Annotated in this window: 17 protein-coding genes; 7 read left to right on the forward strand and 10 right to left on the reverse strand. The window is 36.5% G+C overall.

Annotated features, from left to right (window positions below):
- Positions 1-116 precede the first annotated feature (116 nt).
- Positions 117-848: a substrate-binding periplasmic protein gene (locus ACZ5WS_RS18060; protein ID WP_464711674.1), complete on the reverse strand. Its 732-nt coding sequence runs from the start codon at positions 846-848 to the stop codon at positions 117-119.
- A 542-nt stretch (positions 849-1,390) separates the two neighbouring features.
- On the opposite strand from ACZ5WS_RS18060, the gene ACZ5WS_RS18065 reads away from it, so the two are divergent.
- Positions 1,391-2,512 carry a cysteine desulfurase family protein gene (locus tag ACZ5WS_RS18065; protein ID WP_464711676.1) on the forward strand — a complete coding sequence of 374 codons (1,122 nt, stop codon included), beginning with the start codon at positions 1,391-1,393 and terminating at the stop codon, positions 2,510-2,512.
- A gap of 10 nt (positions 2,513-2,522) precedes the next feature.
- Here the strand turns inward: ACZ5WS_RS18065 and ACZ5WS_RS18070 are convergent, their stop codons facing one another.
- The 3 genes from ACZ5WS_RS18070 to ACZ5WS_RS18080 are packed head-to-tail and all read right to left on the reverse strand — an operon-like array spanning position 2,523 to position 7,729.
- Positions 2,523-3,419 (reverse strand): phosphoadenosine phosphosulfate reductase family protein, encoded by an 897-nt coding sequence (locus tag ACZ5WS_RS18070; RefSeq protein WP_008465183.1) that lies wholly within the window; start codon positions 3,417-3,419, stop codon positions 2,523-2,525.
- The gene (locus tag ACZ5WS_RS18075; RefSeq protein ID WP_464711678.1) at positions 3,403-6,801 is read right to left on the reverse strand and encodes a hypothetical protein; all 3,399 of its coding nucleotides are present in this window, start codon (positions 6,799-6,801) and stop codon (positions 3,403-3,405) included. Before ACZ5WS_RS18075 ends, ACZ5WS_RS18070 begins: the two co-directional genes overlap by 17 nt.
- Positions 6,794-7,729, reverse strand: coding sequence for a DUF4007 family protein (locus ACZ5WS_RS18080; RefSeq protein WP_464711680.1), 936 nt, complete (start codon positions 7,727-7,729; stop codon positions 6,794-6,796). Before ACZ5WS_RS18080 ends, ACZ5WS_RS18075 begins: the two co-directional genes overlap by 8 nt.
- Before the next feature lie 274 nt (positions 7,730-8,003).
- Between ACZ5WS_RS18080 and ACZ5WS_RS18085 the strand changes: the two genes are divergently transcribed.
- From ACZ5WS_RS18085 to ACZ5WS_RS18105, 5 genes are read left to right on the forward strand one after another with little or no spacing between them, the layout of a single operon-like run.
- The gene (locus ACZ5WS_RS18085) at positions 8,004-9,650 is read left to right on the forward strand and encodes a DEAD/DEAH box helicase (protein WP_464711681.1); all 1,647 of its coding nucleotides are present in this window, start codon (positions 8,004-8,006) and stop codon (positions 9,648-9,650) included.
- On the forward strand, positions 9,650-11,461 hold the full coding sequence (locus ACZ5WS_RS18090; RefSeq protein ID WP_464711683.1) for an ATP-binding protein: 1,812 nt from the start codon (positions 9,650-9,652) through the stop codon (positions 11,459-11,461). Before ACZ5WS_RS18085 ends, ACZ5WS_RS18090 begins: the two co-directional genes overlap by 1 nt.
- Positions 11,461-12,423, forward strand: a complete 963-nt coding sequence (locus ACZ5WS_RS18095) for a phospholipase D-like domain-containing protein (RefSeq protein ID WP_464711685.1) — start codon at positions 11,461-11,463, stop codon at positions 12,421-12,423. Before ACZ5WS_RS18090 ends, ACZ5WS_RS18095 begins: the two co-directional genes overlap by 1 nt.
- A gap of 49 nt (positions 12,424-12,472) precedes the next feature.
- Positions 12,473-13,132: a hypothetical protein gene (locus tag ACZ5WS_RS18100; protein WP_464711687.1), complete on the forward strand. Its 660-nt coding sequence runs from the start codon at positions 12,473-12,475 to the stop codon at positions 13,130-13,132.
- A gap of 1 nt (position 13,133) precedes the next feature.
- Positions 13,134-15,095, forward strand: coding sequence for a ParB N-terminal domain-containing protein (locus ACZ5WS_RS18105; RefSeq protein ID WP_464711688.1), 1,962 nt, complete (start codon positions 13,134-13,136; stop codon positions 15,093-15,095).
- Here the strand turns inward: ACZ5WS_RS18105 and ACZ5WS_RS18110 are convergent.
- The 6 genes from ACZ5WS_RS18110 to ACZ5WS_RS18135 all read right to left on the reverse strand — a co-directional run bounded on the left by ACZ5WS_RS18110 (position 15,092) and on the right by ACZ5WS_RS18135 (position 20,169).
- A complete protein-coding gene (locus ACZ5WS_RS18110) occupies positions 15,092-17,122 on the reverse strand; it encodes a DNA phosphorothioation-associated putative methyltransferase (RefSeq protein WP_464711690.1) in 2,031 nt (676 codons plus the stop codon). The two genes, ACZ5WS_RS18105 and ACZ5WS_RS18110, sit on opposite strands and share 4 nt — an antisense overlap.
- 3 nt (positions 17,123-17,125) lie before the next feature.
- Positions 17,126-17,962 carry a DUF6997 domain-containing protein gene (locus ACZ5WS_RS18115; protein WP_464711692.1) on the reverse strand — a complete coding sequence of 279 codons (837 nt, stop codon included), beginning with the start codon at positions 17,960-17,962 and terminating at the stop codon, positions 17,126-17,128.
- On the reverse strand, positions 17,963-18,127 hold the full coding sequence (locus ACZ5WS_RS18120) for a hypothetical protein (RefSeq protein ID WP_464711693.1): 165 nt from the start codon (positions 18,125-18,127) through the stop codon (positions 17,963-17,965).
- 470 nt (positions 18,128-18,597) lie between these two features.
- Positions 18,598-19,110 carry an HD domain-containing protein gene (locus ACZ5WS_RS18125; protein ID WP_464711695.1) on the reverse strand — a complete coding sequence of 171 codons (513 nt, stop codon included), beginning with the start codon at positions 19,108-19,110 and terminating at the stop codon, positions 18,598-18,600.
- A 155-nt stretch (positions 19,111-19,265) separates the two neighbouring features.
- Positions 19,266-19,580, reverse strand: a complete 315-nt coding sequence (locus ACZ5WS_RS18130) for a helix-turn-helix transcriptional regulator (RefSeq protein WP_464711697.1) — start codon at positions 19,578-19,580, stop codon at positions 19,266-19,268.
- Positions 19,581-19,776: 196 nt separating this feature from the next.
- Positions 19,777-20,169: a hypothetical protein gene (locus ACZ5WS_RS18135; protein WP_464711699.1), complete on the reverse strand. Its 393-nt coding sequence runs from the start codon at positions 20,167-20,169 to the stop codon at positions 19,777-19,779.
- A gap of 252 nt (positions 20,170-20,421) precedes the next feature.
- On the opposite strand from ACZ5WS_RS18135, the gene ACZ5WS_RS18140 reads away from it, so the two are divergent.
- The gene (locus tag ACZ5WS_RS18140; RefSeq protein ID WP_464712122.1) at positions 20,422-21,441 is read left to right on the forward strand and encodes a helix-turn-helix transcriptional regulator; all 1,020 of its coding nucleotides are present in this window, start codon (positions 20,422-20,424) and stop codon (positions 21,439-21,441) included.
- Positions 21,442-21,448: the final 7 nt, after the last annotated feature.

The raw sequence follows: 21,448 nt of genomic DNA on the forward strand, positions 1-21,448 counted from the left end.
AGGGTTAAGCTGCAGCAAGGTGCCGCATAAATAAACAAGCGATAGAGTAAATAATAGGCCGCGAATTATACAGATCCACGCCCAAAGATGAAAGGTAAAAGAATATAGCTTAAAAGCTATAACCGCTGATAAATAGCGTGTATGTTGCTTTTATTTTGCTTAATTAACTCATTTATAGTTTGTAACTCGACTTGGTTAATGGTTTTTTTACTCAACATTAAATGAATCGAACTCTTATTAATGGCCGCCATATTAGGAACAGGCTTAACGCTTGGATGTTGGTTTATAAAATATTGTGCAGCTACTTCGTCTTCTATTGCATAATCAACCCTGTTTTTACTAAGCATAGCAAAGCGTTTGTCGGCTGTGGGCATCATAATAACGTGAGCAGGATGATTTTGTTTAAACTGCGCAAATGCAGCGCCATAATAACTACCGCGACCAATAGCGAGCGTTAAATCTCTATAAAAAATATCGCTTAGGTTATTTATATCAGGAGAGTCGCTATATTTATAAAGGCGCATTATTTCATCGCGATAAGTATCGCTAAAATAGGCATAACTTTGTCTATCAGGGGTTATGCTGGCTGCAAAAACAATATCAATACGGCCTTCTTTTAACTCTTCAAAAGCACGAGCAGAAGTAGGCAGCAACATAAACTTTAAACAAAAAGGTGAGCTGTTAAAAATCGTATTTACCACATCAATCTCAACGCCGGTTAAATTGTTATTAACTGCCACCACATAAGGCGGCCAGTTGCGTTCATTAGTACCCACCTTAAGTGTTTTGTTACAGGCAAATACGCTACAGCTACAGATTAGTAATACAACAAAAGCGATTCTTAGCATTTTATTACTCTAAAAAATTACAACACTTTAGTATAAACCAAGTTGTAAATATAAACAGGATTAGGTGGTTGTTATTAAAAGGCCAGCAGCTAAAGCGATTGCATGTAATGTAACCTTTAAAACGCTTGGTAAGCTTATAACGGCTTGAATAAGCGTTTATTCAAGCCGTTACACTGCAGGGTAAATAACAGCCATGTTTTTAGTGTTGATTAAGGTAAGAGTTTGATTATCGCGTTGGCGATGGCAACCAGAGAGAGGCTGCCGCCGACCTCTCTCTGGACTCTCTCGGCGCACCCGAGGATCACACTGTATCCTCAAGCTATAAATTTATGTGAACGTAATCGCCGTGTATTCGCCATCCCTGGCGAAGTCACGGCTTAACTTGCATCCATGCAAGTGATTACTCATCAATTTATAGTTTTCGGGTGTGATCACGGGGAGTTGTAGCGGGTCTTCGCATTATTTTAAAAGTATACTGTTAAAGGGGTTAAGGCCTTATCTCTTTGTGTTATTCTTAAACCCTCAAATGAAGGATTAATTTAATGATATACCTCGATACAGCTGCCTCATATCCAATTTTACCTGAAGTCAAAAAATCACTGATGAATGCATTTGAGAGCTGCTATGCCAACTCTGCTTCTAGCCACTTCTTAGGCGAATCTGCATTAGCTAAGGTCAATGAAGTAAGAGAACTCTTAGCAGATGAAATAGGAGCCTTTCCTAGCGAGGTTGTATTCACTAGCGGTGCCACTGAATCTAATAATGTAGCTTTTAAAAGTATGTTATTAGGTGATGAAACCCTCAGGAACAAAAAACACATAGTGATCTCTTCAATTGAACACAAATGCATTTTTGCTATATGCGACTACTTTCAAAATTTAGGGTATGAGATTACGCTTGTTGACCCTGATGAGAACGGCGTTATTAAAGCTAAGAATGTTAAAGCTGCTGTAAGAGAGGATACGGCTCTCGTATCTATAATGCATGTTAATAATGAGCTAGGGACAATTAACCCGATCAGCGAAATTGGGGAATTTTGCTTTTCAAAAGGTATTTTATTTCACTCAGATGCAGCTCAAAGTTTTTGTAAAACAGAAATTGACGTTGATGATATGAATGTTGATGTAATGTCATTCTCTGCGCACAAAGTTGGTGGACCTAAAGGAATTGGTGCTGTTTACATTCGCGACCTTAGAAAACGAAACTTATTACCTGTTATACATGGAGCAGGACAAGAGGAGGGTTTGCGAGGTGGAACAGTCGCAACACCATTAATTATTGGTTTTGGTAAAGCTATTGAAGTGTTTCAAGAGGCGTATAGTTATTTTAAAAATGAAGATCCAAAATCTTATTTTTTGAAAAAGTTAAATGAAAATAAAATTGAACATACTGTAAATGGTAACGGTAGCACGCTACCCCATATCCTTTCCCTGTCCTTACAGAAAGCTAATGTAAGCTTACTAGTACGTGATAATGAAAATTCTCTGTGCCTTGCTCAAGGTTCAGCTTGTTCCTCGAAAGAAATAGAAGCTTCACATGTTTTAACTGCTTTAGGCTTATCTAGAGAACAGGCAGAGCATACGTTTAGAATTAGCTTTACTCATGAAATTACTTGTAAAGACATTGATTTTTTAGTTCAAGCTATAAAAAAAGCGGCTATTTAGCCGCTTCGTATTATTTATAACATGTCACACAGGCTCCACCGCCTTCTGCTTCGTCATAAATATCATCTAGCTCGTTAAACTCACAATAACCTTCAAAGTCACCTAATAGCGCATTACGGCGTTTTTTCTTGTTAAAGCGAGCAACTTTTTTCTCGTGATTTTCAATAATACGTTTTTGTACTGCAGGGTCTTCTAATGTTTCTAATGGCTGACCTTGGCCCATCCAGTAAAAACGTTCACCAACGGTCGTATTATTGTCATCGCCTTTTTCAAAAGCTTTTGCTTCTTCAAACAAGTCAGGGTGCTTTTCCATAAGCTTAACCCATTCAATCTTTCTCTGATAAAAACAAAATGTACATCCAGAGCGAGAGCGCCACTTGTAATATTCCGGTAATTCTAAACCGTTTCGCTGTAATATATTCTCTATATCACTTCTTACTATGCCATGCTCCCTAAATGGAAAAACTGATTCGATTGGTTTTTCAATTGTCATGTAGCCAACACGTTCAGGTTCATCTGCTCTTATGCCAACATAGTTCTTTATTTTGTAACCATCTTTAATAAAGCTATCTAACCACTGTTCAAATGGTTTTAACTTCATCTGAACAGTACACCACCGATCTCTTTGAGAAGGTAAGTAATTACCATGCTCTTTTAATAAATGGGCAAAATCTTTCTCGCCACGCCCCTCTATATTATTTAAAGAGCGGGCATTTAAACGATGAATATATCCTAACTTTTCTTCAAGTTGGTCAATAAATTCATTAGTTTCTGGAAGCTCATAGCCTGTATCAGTAAAAAAGTACTCAACATCCAACTCTGGATAAGTTTCTTTAACAAATAGTGCTAAAGCACTACTATCTTTACCACCTGAGAGGCCTAACACATGTTTAACTTTTTCCGTCATCTGGTACCTCAGCTTCTGTTTGATCCATCAAATTAGTTAATAGGTTTGTGAGTGCAGCAAGTTGCTTTTCTTTAGGCATTGCGGCAATAGAAGTCTGGATGCTATTAACTGCATTTTTTACTTCTTTATCATTGTTAAGATCATGTCTAATGAACCCACCAAACTCTTGGTGGTTACCATCATTGTCCGTGGTGATAAATGCCAATGGCTTGGAATTACCTTGAGTTTGAATATTACCGAAGGACTCAATGCGTCTAAACTGTACACATAAGTTTTGTAGTTCATCTAAACCGTTACGAAGGTGTTTATCGGTCCAATTACGCTCAGGTGTACCTGCGGCTAAATTAATAATAAATTCAAATTTTGTTTTACCATCAATGTGTTGTGAAATCCGTTTTGCAAGCTCTTTTACATTAGGTCGCTTAGCAATTTTCTCAACAAAATCACAGCGCTCTTTTAAAGCTTGATTAAAGTCTTCACCTAACATTTGAATTATAATTTGCTTAAAACCACTTAGTAAAATATCGTGCTGAGCACTTAAATCTTCAATAGCTGTTTTTAAATAATTGCCAAGCTTATCTTCAAGTGCAGGATCATCTTTCTTAAACCCAAATACAGCAGGAAGATCATCTAAAATTAGTTTATATGGGTCATTTGCCGCTATAACTTTATTTCTAAAGTCACGAGCTTGTTTTGTTAAACCATTACGTTTATCACCAGTAAAACTTTCGCCACTAGTTTTTTTGACCCATATAGGTAGCTTGTGAATAATTCCTACAATATGCTTAGCGATGTTTAAAATAGCAGCGTCATTCTTTGCTTCACCTAGTGTCGCCTGTGCTAAGTTTTCTAGTAAATGGCTTTGTATTTCAGATATTTCAAAATATCGAACACCAGCTTCATTTGGATGTTTATAAATTTTATTTACTAGCTCTTCATCAAGTTCAGGAATAAAAATGAACTGATTTGTTGAATCCCAGTCGTAAAAAGCAACTTGCCCTTCAAGAGACTTAAGTAAAGCTAGGCCATAAATACGGCACAAACCGGCAGTTAAGCCAAACGGTGGTAGCATCCAAAATTCATAGAGCTCAGCTAATGTAACCTGCTTGTTCTTTGAGTTCTCTTTTATAAAATTAAAGCCACTCTTAAATAGTTCATACATTTCAGGGTTAGCTTCTTGTGAATCTTTACTCCACTCGCTTGGGAACAAAAATCCCTCAGAAGTTTCACAGTGCCACCCTTTGCTTTTTAAGCAAGAAAGGTAAAGGCCTTTTTCAGGCGGAAAAGCTTTTTCATCAAAACCGAGATCTTTTTCATCACCTTGTTCAAACATGGCATTCATTAACTTACGGATAGCACTATTCGCACTACCAGAAGGTTTTGAACGATTCACTAGCTCATTTATGACTACCGGAGATTTACTAAATAGCTCATTTGCAATTTTTGAGGCGATAGATGTTAAAGGCGCTGCTTGTAACTTTTTACCACAATGAAACCAGTCAGCATGTTTATAAACATACTGCAGCTCATGATCTACATTTGTTTGTGCAAATTTAATTCGGTTCTCAAGTTCGTTTTTAGCAATGAGGTCATGAGCTATTTTCTTCTCGTCTTTAAGTATCTGCTTTAAAGCGATTAACTCAATTGCAGCATTTTTAAGATTTGAAAAATCTTCAAATTTACCAACAATACTAAAGGGCATTGATTCTTCATGAGGTTTCAGTGCTTTAGCAATATCCTCATTCACACATAGAATAAATGTAGCGAAAGCATCACCCGTTTTAGGAGGAGTAATAAATGGTTTAATAAGAGCAACATCATATTTGTTTATCAGCTTTGTAGTTGCCCAACGCATAGTGCCTGTTTTATGGTAATGCGCAGTTGCTAAGATATTTTGCGGTATATCACATATTTCTGTCCAATCAACACCATAGCTTATTGCTTCAATACGTTCATTAATTAAGCTGTTAATATCGATATCACTACCTTGAAACACAAACAAAGCATCGTGTTTTTGTCGGTAAATTATAACCGTCCAAGTCTCAAGGTCGGTCAAACACTGCATTATTTCCGCAGCTTGATAACCACGGCTAACAAAATATTTTTTTATAAATTCGCGTTTAGCATGTAATTGATGATGGAAACCAAAAATAGTGAGTAGAGCGATTAGTTTAGTAATAGCAGTATGTAGTTCACCGCCTTTTTGTTCTGCTCTATAAATGGCATCACAACCTTCTAACCATGCTTTACTATCTTGAGAAGTAACAATTAAATGATGCAAGTTATGATGCAAATAGTCCCAATACATTTCAGGACGATATAAACTTAATTCTTCATTAAGTTCATTATATTCTGCCTCTAAAAACTCTCGGAATCCATATTTTTCATGTGACGCTAAAAAGCCAAACAGACTTCGTTCGTTCTGAGAAAAGCGACGACGAGAAACAGGGCCAAGTAATAAGCTAATAATAGGGTCTAAAGGAAGTGTATTGCTTAATGCATCAACATTTTTGTTTTGGTTCGCAAATGCTGAACTTACAACATCAACTAACTTCTCATATTTTGATTCAATAGCTTTTACGACTTTAGGGGCTCTAAAAATTGAATCACCAACCAGCACTAAAGATTCATCAATAGAAGGATTAAAACTTAAATCTCTGTACCGGCCTTGAACCTTGCTCCACTCTTGTTGCGTTTTTACATCTTTATTTTTAGCGTAATCAGAGAATGCTTGGTGCAAAAAGCCAACCAGCAACACAGGGCGTTTAGCTTGTTGAACAATATCAGCGAGAGACTGAAATAAATGTAAATCTTTATTTGCACGTGATTGATAATCTAAAGCTTTACCCATTTCATCGAGTAAAATTAAAACACCGTCTTCGTTTTCATTTTGTTTTTGTAGAAGCGATTTTATCTTTGCTAAACATTTATCATCATCAAGAGCGAGTACATCTTCCGCATTGAATTTAACGTTAAACGCTTTCAATAAGCTAATTAGAATACTATTTGCAGGTGCCTCAAGGCCACAGACATGCTTAACGGTCTTCCAACCATTTGTAATTTTAAACCTATCATCAAACTCAGTTATTACTTTTTGAGAGCTATTTAACTTGCTTAGTGCGTAATTTCGTTGTTCAGAGTCAGTTGACAATAAGCACGATAAAAACAGAGCAACAGTCGATTTACCTGAGCCATAAGGGCCCGTGATTGTATACGCTCTTTGAGTACTTCCCTCGAACTCACGGCTAACAGTATCGAGTACATTTATTGCTGTGCCATGTACAATAAAGTCGTCTATAAAAGGTTTTAAATTAGCACTATCAACATCAATGCGAGTGGAGCTTTTATATCGTTGGTTAATTGCAATAAGAGATTCAGACATTGTGTTTGCCGTAATAGTCATTTAAGTAATTGATAGTATTGTTTTTTTCTGAGTCAGATATATTAACTTGTCTTAGCCCTAGAGAATCTACCCATGAAATACTTTTGTTTGTGAATTCTTGAGCCTCATCGAGCTTTTGCCCTAAACCAGACTCTGATAACCTAAATATTCGCCCGGGCGAACACGGTTTAGTAAGTAATGAATCAAAATCAATAGTACTCACTTTTGATTCAGCTGTTTCTACACTAAAAAACTCAAGTAGAGCATAAACGAATACCTCAATAGGTAACTCAGGTCTTTCAGTCAAGTTGCTAACATAAAAAGAGCGACCGTTATCCTGTACTAAATTAAGTTCAGCAAGCGGGGAGGTGAAATGGTCTTCATCCACTTTTTTCGTTGTTGTTTTAACTTTTTTACTATACATATTTAAAAAACAATCCATGTCTTTTTTTATCGTCGTAACGTTACCAACTTCGCTTTTAACTAGGCGCTTTGCATCTTCATAGCAATCATCGATCAGTTTTGATTTTTCAAAATGCTGAACATTAGAGTAATTAAAAAAATAGCGATAGGCGGTTAAGTGTTCATCATTAAAGTTTAACCAAAAGTGCAATAACCAAATTGAGCCCGGTAACTCTAGGTAAGGGTCCTTACCGTTATTACCAAACAAATACTGCCCTTTATTCTCAGTAACATTATGAAGAGTTTTATTATTTATTCTGTCGCTTGCGATAATGCCGCTTGACTCAGCCCAATACTGAATCGCTTTAACCATATTTTTACCAACGCCAAGCTCAACAATAGAATGACGAATACTTTCTTCGTCGGAACTTGAGAAATTACCATTTGAATTCAAATGATTAACCGCTTTGAATAGCCATCCATAGCGCAGAGGGAAAGTATCGTGACCTGTAAACTTAGCTTTCATAGCTTTTTGAGTGCCTCTGGAGAAATTGTCCAAGCGGCGATATTAACGTGAATTAAGATTAAGAGGAAGACTTCTAGGTAATTAATCAGTAAAAAAACTGTACCTTTATACAGTTTAATTAAATTTATCTCAACACCCTTGTAGATGTAAGGTCTTTATTGTAAAGTTTTGAATATAAAGATAAATAATCAAGTGATTTAGCCTGACTTTGTACCTATAGGCTCTAAGTGAATGGAAGCTATCATATTGATTTATATTAAAGGATTAAATAAATATGCTGGCAAAAATTTTATCAAACTTCTCTGAAGATGAATTGCTAAGCTTTCTCCCCAAAAACTCAATAAATTTCGCACTTCAACTTGATGCAAAAGATAATCAGATATCTGAAAGTAGCTCCTATAATAAAAACAAGCTGGCCGCTATAGTCGCGAGTGTTAAACAGGTCGACTTTATTTTTGATTCGCAATTGCGCAATAAACTCATTGATCGTTTATCTGCAGAGCAGTTAGCTGAGCTGTTTCCAAGCTTTGGACTTGAAGCAAAAAATGTTACCCCAAAATACTATGATGCGATAATAAGTTGGGCTGATGATAACCCTGATAAATTTGCTGATTTACTAGATCTTTCTGCATTGTATGAAAGTCAATTAGAGCAAGATAATGGCTTAGAAAGCATAATGTGTATTGAGCCAAATTATGGGCTTTATCCTTATCAGCAAAACATTAGTAAACAGGTCTTTTCTCAGCTTAACCAAGAAAAAAAACGTGTCTTAATTCACTTGCCAACAGGGGCTGGTAAAACACGCACGGCAATGAATATAGCTGCCGAACATTTAAGGCAGTCTGAAAATAACTTGGTACTTTGGCTTGCAGACCGAGAGGAACTTTGTTCTCAAGCATATACTGAGTTTGCGAAAGCTTGGCAATCTTTAGGTAACAGGTCTACTTCTCTTTATGGCTTTTATTCAAGCTCCACAGAAAGTTTAAGTGGTATTGATTCTGGGTTTGTTGTGGGTGGTTTACACAAGTTTTTAAGTCTACGAAAAAGTGATTCTAGACAATTACAACTTTTATATAGCAAGTTGGCTGAAAAAGTAACATTAGTAATTTTTGATGAAGCCCACAAGGCTGTAGCTCCTAAGTTTCAAGAAGTTGTTCAAGACTTTATTGATGACAAAGCATTTCACGCTGATTTAATTGGTTTAACTGCCACTCCAGGGAGAAGCTATTCTGAAGATGGTTTATCTGAAGAAGATGCTCGATTAGCTAACTTTTTTTACAATAATAAAGTATCTATGCAAATTTCAGGCTACCTATCTCCGATAGATTACTTGGTTGAGAAGGGTTACTTGGCTAAAGCCAATTTTAAATCATTAAATTACGATCACTCCGGCATTGCTGCATACGAATTAAGAGATGCTGGCGGTGTTGAAACAATGACAACTTTAGCAAATAACATTGAGCGTAATCGACAGATCCTCAACACTATCATCGATGAATGTAAACTTGGGTCACAAATCATTGTTTTCGCTTGTACAGTCGAACACGGAATAAACTTAGCAACAGCACTTGCATATCAAGGTATTAAAGCAGCTTCTATTGATAGTAAAAACGACACTTCTGAAAGTCGCAGAGCAAAAATAGCGCAATATAAAAATGGTAGCTTACAAGTTCTGGTTAATTTTAATGTATTAACAGCAGGGTTTGATGCACCTAAAACTAACGTTACCGTAATAGCTAAACCAATGAACTCATTAGTGCAGTATTTGCAAATGGCAGGTCGTGCTATGCGAGGTTATAAAAGTGGCGGTAACAAAGAGTGCAATATTTATACAGTTATGGATAACATACCTGAGTTTCAAAGTATTAGTCTTGCATTTGGTTATTGGAATGATATGTGGGCAGAGAAGGAAAATAAATAATGAGCAACAGATTTTTAAGTGCGGAAACGGTAATTGAGTCTCTAAGAGATAATGGTTATAACAATACCGCATACGCGCTGGCCGAGTTAATTGATAATAGTTTACAAGCAACCGCAACTCGTGTAGAGGTTGGTTTTATAGAAGAACAACTAAAAGCCCGTAAAAATTATACCGTATCTGAAATCTCCCTTTGGGATAATGGTGTGGGTATGGATATCGACACTCTTCGGGTGGCTATGCAATTTGGTGGCGGTACGCACCGAAAAGATACTGGCGGTATGGGGAAATTTGGTATGGGGTTACCAAACTCTTCTATCTCTCAATGTAAACGTGTTGATGTATGGAGCTGGCAAGCAGGTGGGGAGCCTCATCATACTTACTTAGATGTTGATGAAATGAAAAGTGGTGCGCTTGAAGAAGTCCCAATGCCTACAGCAAAAGCAATGCCAGCTAAGTACGAAAAAGCATTTTTTACTAAAAAGCCAGAATCTGGCACATTAATTATTTGGTCTAAGCTTGATCGCTTAAGCTGGAAAACCGGCAAATCGATTTATCGCCACTGTGAGCATTTAGTTGGCAGAATGTACCGTAACTTTATTAGTGACGACAATATAAAAATAGAAAGCATTACTTATCGTAAATCAGCAGATGACAGGCTTGATGTTTACGATAAAGAGACTTTTAAAGCTAATGATCCTATGTACTTGCTCAAGAATACCTCGCTGCCTGAGTTGCCTGGTAGCTATAAAAATGAGGCCTTTTTTGAAGAAGTAGATAAAGAAGTCATTTCAGTTGAGTATATTGATGAAGATAGCGTACCTAAAAGAGATGATGTCACAATAACTACCTCTATTGTTAAGTCTAACATTGCAAATAAAATCTTAAAATCAACATCTAAAAGTTTAGGCGCAACCGTTTGGGGTAAGCACTGTGCAAAAAATATAGGAGTCTCAATTGTTCGTGCTAATAGGGAATTAGTTTTAAGAGATTCATTTATACCAAGTGATTTGAGAAATTATAAAGGTCGCTTTTGTGCTATCGAAGTTTCTTTTCCTCCTACTTTAGACGCCGTTTTTGGTGTAACAAATAACAAACAAGATGCTGTAAAATTAATCCCTTATAATATGGGAAATATTTCTGAACAGGCTGGGTTTGATACTGAAGCTGAGTTTAAAAGAGACCTATTTAATAATGCAGACCCCTTGCTTGAAGTTTTTAAAGTTACAGATGTTATAGCTATGCAGGTAAAAGATCTTGAACGGAAACTGAAAGAAATAAATATTGCAGGTAAGGCGATAAAAGGTACCGATGAACCCAAAACTGTTTCAGAAGGTGCAGCATCTAAAGCAACGCAAGGTTCCGCGCATCGTGAATCCCATGGCCATAAAACAAGCGATGAACCTACTAAAGCGTTAAAAAAAGAAGATGTTGTCGACCATCTAAAAAAAGCCGGTGGAATGAGTGATGAAGAAGCTGAAGAGAAAGCTGAGAGACTCATCCTTACGGGGAACCGTTTTTTAATTGAAGACGTAGCACGAGATTCTGAAGCCTTCTTTGATGTATCAAGAAGTAAAGGCTTAACACTTGTATTATTTAATACCAACCACGTTTTTTATCAAAAGCTAGTTAGTAAGCTTGATAGTGATGAACTTGAGATTATGCAAACCACAATCGCTGGTTTTGCTCGTGTGATGAATGAAACTACTGATGAACGCAAGTTGGCTTATTTAAATACTATTCGTAGAGAATGGGGGATAGTGATTAGTGAGTTTCTTCAAGGCCCTGAAGATGACGAGTTGGATGACTTTTAATGTCGAGCCTAATCTCAAATACTGAGCTCACATCACAGCTAGAATCAATACTTCCTAGTTGTAATGAGTTAACTATCATATCTGCTTTTATAACCCAACCAGCGACACGCTGGTTGGGTCAATTAATTTCTAACAACAAGCCTAAAGTGCAATTGATAGGGCGTTTTACGCCAGTAGATTTTGCAAATGGCGCAAGTGACTTAAATGCACTTCGTGATTGCATTAACAATGGCTATCAAGTCAAAGCACTCGTAAATTTGCATGCAAAAATCTATCAAATAGATCACGACACTATTTTTAATGGTAGCGCTAATTTAACGGGCAAAGGGCTAGCCTTAGTTAATAATGGTAACCTAGAATCATGTAGCAGAGTAAATGCCTGCGAACAATCCAAAGCATTCATTAGTAAAATTGTTGAATCTGCAACTGATTTAACCCTAAATATGCTTGATAAAATGCAGATTTTTTTAGAACAATTTGATGCAGCGGATGAAACGGAGTTACCAGCTGTATGGCCTGAAGAGATACTGCCACAAACCTCAGAGCTGTTTGTATCAGATTTCCCGCTAGGTAAACCAGGCGTTACTTTGAATGAATACCAGCTCAACTCTTCATTACCCTTTGCTCAAATTGAAAATGCTAAAGGTGATTTTGCATTTGCGTCAACGTTGTTTAAGCAAACAAAAGCATACCTCTTTCTTAAAAAACAAATTACTGAAAACCATTCAGATCGCGACTTAGGTTTTGGGCAAGTGTCAAGGTTACTGCATGATGCTTTAACTGATGATCCAGCACCTTATCGGCAAGAAATAAAAGATCTTCAGGCAAACTTATATTCTTACCTCAAGCTCTATGCCAGTGATGAGATAGAAGTTTATATGCCTGGAAGAAGAAGCCAGGTTTTAAGGTTAATAGATGAAATAATATCTATAGCGAACCATGAATTAGGAATCAAAAAATGACAATATATAACCTAGACAATGCTTCATCAATAATTAATTTAGGACAAAAATGAGCGAATTGTATAGTTATAATGTTGACCTATCACGCGGTGAAAAATATAAAATAAGAATTATTCCATTTGATCAAATTCTATCTAATGTGAATGAATATCCAGGAATATATTCTTGGTATATTAGGCCCAAACCCAATAGAGAGGATGAAATAATCCCTTTGATGGAGTCGTTACTAGCTCACTCGGCGCTTCACGCTAAAGTAACAGGAAATATGCGTTTAGAGTATAGTGGATCCTTAAAGAAAGAAGCAAAAAACATTCAAGATATAAAGGATGAACAACTTCTAAGACATCTGTTTATTTCGATACCTATTCCCTTATATATTGGTATCAGTATCAATTTGAAAACACGTCTTTCGACACATGTTAAACAGCTAGAAAATACTGAAAAAACATCTGATGGACTAGATGATAATGAGGGGGTTAAAAATGATAGTGATGATGAATCTAAATTCTTTGCGGCTAGGCTCAATAGTCTTTTCAATCAGGCAAGTGTATCCGCAAAAGATTGTTTGTACGTAAGAGTTATTGAATATAACAGGTATGGTTGCTCGTCTAAATTAAATACAAGTGATAAAATAACAATCAAAAAAGAACTTGAAAAAATCGAATATTTCTCTAACTCAATATTTAACCCTATTTTTGGAAGAAGATAAAATGAATCAGTTACCAGGAAAAGCCATTAAGAAAAAAGCTCTTGAACTATATGGTACAACAGGTGAATTTACGGTTTTAAAAACCTTTTCAGAATCACCGATTAAAGTTAAGTATTTTCAAACTGTTGCTTCTACGAATAAAGTTCAAAGATCAGGTGATTCACATTTACTTCTTGATGAATTGAAACCGATGAGAGAACGAGTTGAAAGTAAAGATATAAAAGATCTTCGGGCACTACTCCAAAGAGATTTGAGTGACGCTCGTGTCGCGAATGATTTAATTCCGTACCTACAAGGTCATAATTCTTCTGTAGGTTTTTTTCCTGCGATCTTAGTCGCTTTAATTCCTTCCAAATACTTAGAATCTGATAGCGAGATTGATTATCCTAAGGGGTCAGTTTCCGATGATCAAGAATCGACTGATTACGATAGTTTCTGGGGGACTAAAAATTTCAAGATTGAAGATACATTAACATCACTGGGCGTTCTTACAATTGATGTTAGAAAAACAAGTATCATTGTTCTTGATGGGCAGCATAGAGCGAATGCATTTAGATATTTAGCTGGTTCTTTCAATGATGCAACGGATGACTCCACGATCTATAGCGCTTTTTATCAAAATTGTAATAAACCACAGCCTGATGATTTTGATGCTGAATTACCTGTAACAGTTGTGTGGTTTGATGGTGACGATACTAGTATTACTCCTGAGTTAATATCTAGAAAGTTATTTGTTGATGTAAACACAACAGCTACAAAGGTAAGTGAGAATAGAAATATTCTGTTAAATGACCGTGAATTAGCATCTATAGCAACTACTAGCTTTTACTCTGTTTTAGCACAAAATAGTTATTCAACGACTTCTGTTTCTTTAATGCATGCAGGCTTTGATTGTGAAGGAGAAAACTTCCCAGCTGATTACCCAAAAATGTCTCTATTTTCACCTAAAACTATTCACTATATGCTTAGTTATTTCTTACAATCGAATAGCCGATACTTAGCCTTGAACTATAAGATAAATAGTGATGTTTACCGCCAGTTTGGAAGTGAAATTTCAAGAATTAAAGATTTATCCTCTGGAAAATTCACTGATAAATTGGCTAAAGCTTTAAAATCAGGAGACTCTAGTGCGTTAGATAAAGTCACAGATATATTTCAAAAAGAAATAGCAGAAAAGTTAATCAAAACTTTAAATGAGTTTAATTTTTTAAAACCTCACTTCACTGCTTGTACTGAATTACAGAAACATATGGACCATGATGCAGACGGCTCTGAATTTGGTACTTGGAATAAAGTTTTTAAAGGTGGGGAAGGGCTTTATAACGCTTTTATTATTCCTGAAAATAATGGCGGGAAAATAGGAACCTATAAATCTACAGTAGATAAAATTAACAAGCGATTCATAGATAAAAGAAGTGGCGGTGATGATCGCTACAGCCAAGCAATAAATTCTTTTGTAAGTCAAGCAGGGTTCACTGGTTTTTTTATGGCTTTACTGAAGTGTGAGCAGTCGGATGGGTGGTCGGATGAGTTTATTAATAACTTTGTTTTAACAATAAATAAATATGATGTTGATAAATGGGTAACTATTCTTGTCGATTATAAATCAATAGTTGTTCCTGAGTTATCACCCAAATTATGGCCTTTGATGAGAGCAGTCTACCTCAGATTTATTGAAGAAAAATCAATTGATTGGGATTTTTCGTTTAGCGGATCTGAAGTTCAAGATTATAATACTGATTATATTTTTTGTAAAAATACCATTGATAAAAAAATAAAGGCTTGGAATATCAATAATGACAACACGGCTCCAGATATAAAGGTTACAAACAAGTGGGCTGTAGACGCTTTAGATAAGTTAGAAAGTGTTTTAACATCTGTTAGTATTACGTTAAGTAACAAACAGAGTATTCAGAGTAAGCTAGAATCTTATATTGAATCAAAGTGGGATGTTGAAGATTAAGCATTATTTAAATTTTGGGCTATGAATTTGTAGCCTTTAATTACAAATTTACCATCAAATAACAAATTAAGTTGAGGGAATGTTATATTGTGATGATCAATTTTTATTTTAGATAATTTATTATTGAATGTCCTCTGTTTTTTATAGTCCTCGAATGTGTCATCAATATAATCAATTTTATTGAGGAGGAGCGGCCGCTTTTCTTCAATTATGTAATCAAAAAAATCTACATCTTGATCTGCCATTTTGATTTTAACTCGCTCTTTTAGCTGCGGTAGGGGGGAGTCATAAAACCCTTCATAACCGAGCAGTGTCACCTTACCCGAATGTATATGAATTTTTATAAGCTGAATATCATCAAGCTCGCCATACATTTGTAGGGCTGCGCCAATATATACACGCAGTACGAGTGGTAATAAGGTAATAAAGTCTTTGTGTAGCGTTAGCGCATGAGGCTGGCCGTTTTCAAAATCGACTTTACCTGCCGGTAATAGTTTTTCGGCTTCTAGGCACAATGATTCAATCAGAGCGCTGTCTGCTATTTGAAAGAGCAGTTCAGTGGCTTGGTTTTGTGCAATTTTGTAAGTATCGAAGAATGCTTTTATATCACGCTTTAAGTCTTCTGGTTGTTGAGTGTAGGCTTTACGCTTTTCAAACATGGCAAGTGCAAAGTAAAGGAGTAAATCTTCTTTACGCATGGCTTCTGCTGTTTTTAGCTCGTCTTCTTCAAACCACTTTAAAACGAGTTGCAGTGCTTTTTTATTAGAGCCTATCACTTCTTTTATTTTGTCACTTTGTGCAAACTCGTTGTTAGCAGGGCAGCGGCCAAGGGTTAAGCATGTGAGCCAAAACGATTCAAAAAGTTGCTGGTGCTGGGTAAATAAAATTCGTGCTTGTTCTTCATTTACGGGTACTGGTGCTGTTAGGTGTTGCCATTTATAAGTACGTTTATGGCGGTTTTGTAAAAAGTGCTGTTCTAGTTTTTTGTTTTTAAATATGTAGTAAATACCAGGGGCAACAGCAATCGCGTTTTCGTCAACGCTCATTTCTATGAATGCTTTTAGCTCTGCTTGCGTATAGTATTTTTGGAAAGTATTCCGGCTTGTAATCACACCGTCTTTATAAGGCTGAAACTGATTCACAAGTGATTCGTTACCAAGCATTGCTGATACAACTAATAACTTTTGCGAAAGTTCCCACGCACCTAGTAGCGCTTCTATCCGCTCATCACGGTCTTCTATTACATTTATTACAAATCCAATATTTACAATGTCAGAAATAACTTTGTCCGCATCAGGACGATAGTTTAGATCCCAGCCTAGGGCATCTATTCCGTGCGCTTCGAGCTCCCGTAAATCATCACCTCGGCCACAACCGTAATCAAAAATTGAATAGTCACCATTTAAAAAGCCATTTTTAGCTAGTGTTTTTAAAGGGGCAGAAAGCTCATGGCGAACAATTGCAGTTAAATGCCTGTCTATGGTTTTATCGTCATCAGGGGTTTGTACTGCGGAGCTTCGGAATAAACGACCATCAACTAGCTCGTATCCTTTTTTTGTAATTAAACGTTCCCACGAGCCTCTAAAGCCGATCATACGCGTGTTTTCGTATAGGCCCGCTTGCTCGCCTTCAGCAGTTAAATCACAAAATAATTGATAGTGTTTATTAGTAGGCAAAACCATGGTTTCTTTTCGATGCAAAATAGGTGGGTTTTCGCTGTTATCGTATTTAGTTATTTTGTGCGACAGTTTTGCTAGATCTACAGTTACGCTTTGCTTAAGCGCAGGGTATGAATCTTCATAAAAGGTTGGGTAGCTTAACAGTGAAAGTCTAAAGTCACTTTTAAATAGCTTTATAAGATCGTAATCGGATTCATCAACCTTTAGAGCTTGCGCAACAACTTTAATAAATTTAACTAAATCGGCAGGTGCATCAGCAAATGCATCTTTGTGAAAATAAATGGCATCAGGTAGCTTTTTGGCTATTTTTACTTTTTTTACAAGCTGCTTAAATTGCTCTGCGTTCATAGTCTAATAATTTGCTAAATGTAGTGCCTGCAATTTACAGGGGCTTAATGTATCCAAACTATATAACTCATCTTGTTGATTTACAATGCAAGGGCACTCAGCAATGTAGAAGTCGATACCGTTAGGCGTTTTTATGCTCCGTAAATAAACGGGCACTATTGGCATAGACGAGGGCAGCTTTTGTAATAGGCTTAAACTAGGGTAAAGCAATTTGTGTTTGGCTAAAGAGTCAAACTTATCGCCATGCTTTGCCTCAATTACAAATAAATGCTCTTTACCGTCCCGTTTAGCAACAAATACAGCATCGATTTCAACTTGGCCATTTATATGCTCAAGAACGACGTTTTCGTTAGCAATTGGCTTAAAGTTAAATGTGAATGTACTTTGCCCTGTTGCAGGCACAACTATTGTTTTATCATCTTCGAGATTAAGCGCTTCAGCCATTAATCCAGATGCTATAGCTAGATTTACAACTGAGGTCTCAGTAACTTTAGGCAGGAGTTGAAATGCAAATAAACTTCTTATTGATACGTTCGGTAAAAACAGTTCAGGTTGTAATTGACCAAACAGAGCTTGGTCATTAAAAAAGAAATCGTTTACACCGTTTGATTTTACTAGTGAAAAATAAGTTTGATTTGAAGCTGGGCGAGAACCAAGCCTTAACACCATGGTATTTTGGTCTCTTAAAACTTTAGGCAGTTTTTTGATTGAGTCTATAGATATTGAAGCTGCGGTGTTTGCTTTTAAATTATTAGCGTTAACATAGTCTTGGAAGCCTTGGGGAATAGATACTCTTTGTTCTTTGGCTTGCATTTCTTGCAGTAAATCGTGAAAAATCACTTATTGATCCTTGATTTCAATATAATAAAAATACGCGCGTCCGCGCTTTTCAAACTTAAGTTCACCACGCTCGCGGCGGTGCATTAACTCACAGTCTGTTATTTTTAGATGTTTAATGGCCTCTTTGCTCGAAAGCCATTTACCTTTTTGATCTTGATTAGCCATTTAAGTTACTCAAATTACGTATAAATTTAATATACATAACTCTTAGTGCATCGACAAATTTGAAGGCGGTTGCCAAGACTATTTCCCCGTCATTTTTCCCGAAAGACCTCCATTAATGAGTAAATATTGGATGGAAGATAATTAAAGCCGTGACTGGCACATGGATGTGCCTTACACGGCGGTTACGTTCATATTAATTAAGGTTTTAAGGAAATAGCAAAATGCTCGGGGCGCCGTGGGGTTCCAAGGGGCGGACGGCGGTATCCGCCCCTTAGTTGCCGTCGCCAACGCGACATGTATTAATAAAGGCGTCGAGCACCGAGCGGCGGGTTTCGGCTATTTAAAAACTTCGGCTCTTGCGTCAGCAAGCTTAACGCCTACGGTCACTAGGCGGCTAAGAAAACTATTCCTAGATAAATATTTTCGATTATAACTTATATAATGCTTTGGTGATCTTACACGACTTATCACTACACATAACTGGACCTTCTTCTTAAGTATTCATTATGTAATGAAAGACTGGATGTTTTACAGACTTCAGCCACCTGATCTAACCAGAGGAAGTAATCGGTCTGCCGTTCTACTGTCCAATCAGATGGTATTGCAGCAGCATTAGAGCACAAGTCTGCTAATTTAATACGCTTTACCGAGTTTGACTTAGTGGGAAGTAATCTGAGCGTTTCTTCTCTTCGTTCCTTTAAACATAGTGATTTGTTGTCTGAAAGTGCTTCTACTAATTCTAGAACGCGTTGACCACAGGTTTTATAAACCTCTTCTGTAGTAACGCCTGTGTCTTCTAAAATATCATGAAGTATTGCGGCGCAAAGTTCGTCGTCGTCATCAATTCTAGCTATATCAGTAAGCAGTGCTGCAACTTCTATCAAATGATTTATATAGGGTGAGCCGTCTGATTTTCGCTTTTGCTGCACATGATATTTTGAAGCCAGAGCTAGTGATTTAATTAAAAGTTGGTTTGAGCTCATATTGCAACCTTAGAGTAATATTTATAAAAGTTATAGTTAAAAAGCCAAAGTTAAAACTGCAAAATACAACTTCTTAGGTTGTACTAAAATGGCACTTTGAACGTAGCCCCTAAATTTAGAAACAAGCTAGCTTTGCATAACCACCCAAATTAGAATCACTTTATGTACTCATGATATTGACGCTGTAATTCTAACCAAGTTGCTGCGCTAGTTTTTGTGGCTTTTTCTAGTTTGTCGGCAAGTGTAGAATCAACAGCCAAGTTCCCTGCCATAAATTGCTTAAGGGTCTCAATTTCTATGTTTGATTTATCTGCTAGGCATTGAATGCCCTTAGATTCAAATTTATCTAAGCAATTTCGCTTAAAAAAGTTTGAAGGGTGTTTTCGAAAGCCACCATCGGGTCGTTTTACTAGCTTTAAATCCTTTAGAGGAGTCCTTTTGCTGCGCTTTATAAAGTCATAATTAGTCACGTGATTTCTTTGCGCTCATTTTTATAGCTTAGGTATTTCTAAAAAAGGCCTACATTAAGTAGGCCATGACGAAAAAGTTTCTCACACTTTTTCTTCTGCCCCATCACGGAAGCAACACATGCTAATAATATAAAATACTTGCGACAGAATAAGTCGCAATATCGCCATTTTTATTAAATATCGATCATTTAGTTACTCAATGCAGCAAGTTTAAGAAGCCCACCCATGCATTATTTGAGTTGGGCTTTCTGAGAGTGAAAACAAATAACTCTACGGAACGTCCATTAATGAGCATATTAGTAATTTCTACTAACTGTTCAAGATTTTGAGGCTCAGAAACAAGCGTGTCGTCATCTAAAGGTGTATAAACACCTAACTTACTATCAAAGTCTCGACGGTCTAAATTCAAGTAAGCGATTGACTCATCTTTATATTGCGCTCGCAGTTCTTTAATGTCTTTGGGGTGTTCATCTTCACCTAACTCTTTTAAGAGAAAGTCGATTTGATAGTCATTGATGTTAACCTGCCAGCCATGGTCATTTTTAATTGCTTTATTCTTTAATAGATCTTGTTCCAGGTCGTATTTCATTAAATTTCCTTGCTGAATGTTTATGTGATGCTAGAGAAGCTTGAGGGCTTAAAAACATGATTGCTAGGCTTTTAAACAACTTCCTTATCATCGTAATTACAAGCAGATTAACCCAAAGCACTCTACTATAAAAGTGCTTTCATATATAAAATAGTGCAATTATACTATTTTAACCTGAAGGCTAACCTGCTGTTATTGTTTGATTTATGGTAATGTGTCGGTAAGTTTAAGTTATGATAGGCCCCAAAGTTGATGCCAACGGCTAAAGGAAAGACTCTCCCTCGCATTATTAATATGATGCAACTCATCCCTATTACTCCTAGATGGACAACGGCCAAAATTTTACAGTCAGGCCTTGAAGATAGAGGCTTTGCAGTGACAAAACGAACTGTAGAGCGAGATTTAGTTGAAGTGGCTGATTTATTTGGGTTAGTAAGCTCAGACTCACCTGACGGGTACAAATGGTCTTATTCAAGAAAGCGTGCAGATATTTACTTACCTTCAATTTCTGCAGAGGAAGCTTTATCACTTCAGCTAGTTGAGCATCACCTTGAAGATTACTTTCCTAAAGAGGTGTTTTCTCAGCTTGATGCGATTTTTAAAAAATCAAAAGATACATTGGTGAGATCCGAGTTATTACACTCATGGCCATCGAAAATTGCGAGTTTGCCACATGTTTTAGCTTTTAAACCATTAAACATTGATGCTGAAATTAAATCACTAATTACCCAAGGGATTTTAGAACAAAGAAAATTGGAGATAACTTACGGTGGTTCCGATTCTGTTCATCTTATTTCACCATTAGGTATGTTGATAAGAGACACTAAATTGGTTCTTATTTGCTACTTTTATGATTATAAAGAACCGAGGCATATTCTTTTTCATCGAGTTAATAGCGCCAAGTTATTAACTGAAACATTCGATACCGACTTTGACACTTTAAAATATGCTCAAACAGGGGCTGTGGGTGTATTAGTAAATGCTGAGGTAATTGATGTAAAACTCGAAGTCAAAGGTTATGTCAAAGATCTATTCCAAGAATCAGCCATTAATGAAAGCCAAAAAGTTAGTGACGAAAATGCTTTAACTAAATCGACTACTCAAAATGATTGGGTCAGTGTTTCTATTAAATTAGCTCATACTTTGGAGTTGGAGAATTGGCTCATGGGTTTGTCAGATCACATTATTGTAAAGGCACCAGAGCAGCTAAAAGCGAGGGTTATAAGGCGAATGATAAAATCATTAGGGCACTATGGTATTAAGACTGAATAAAGATCTT

This window comes from Pseudoalteromonas sp. 11L1, from assembly GCF_055397545.1.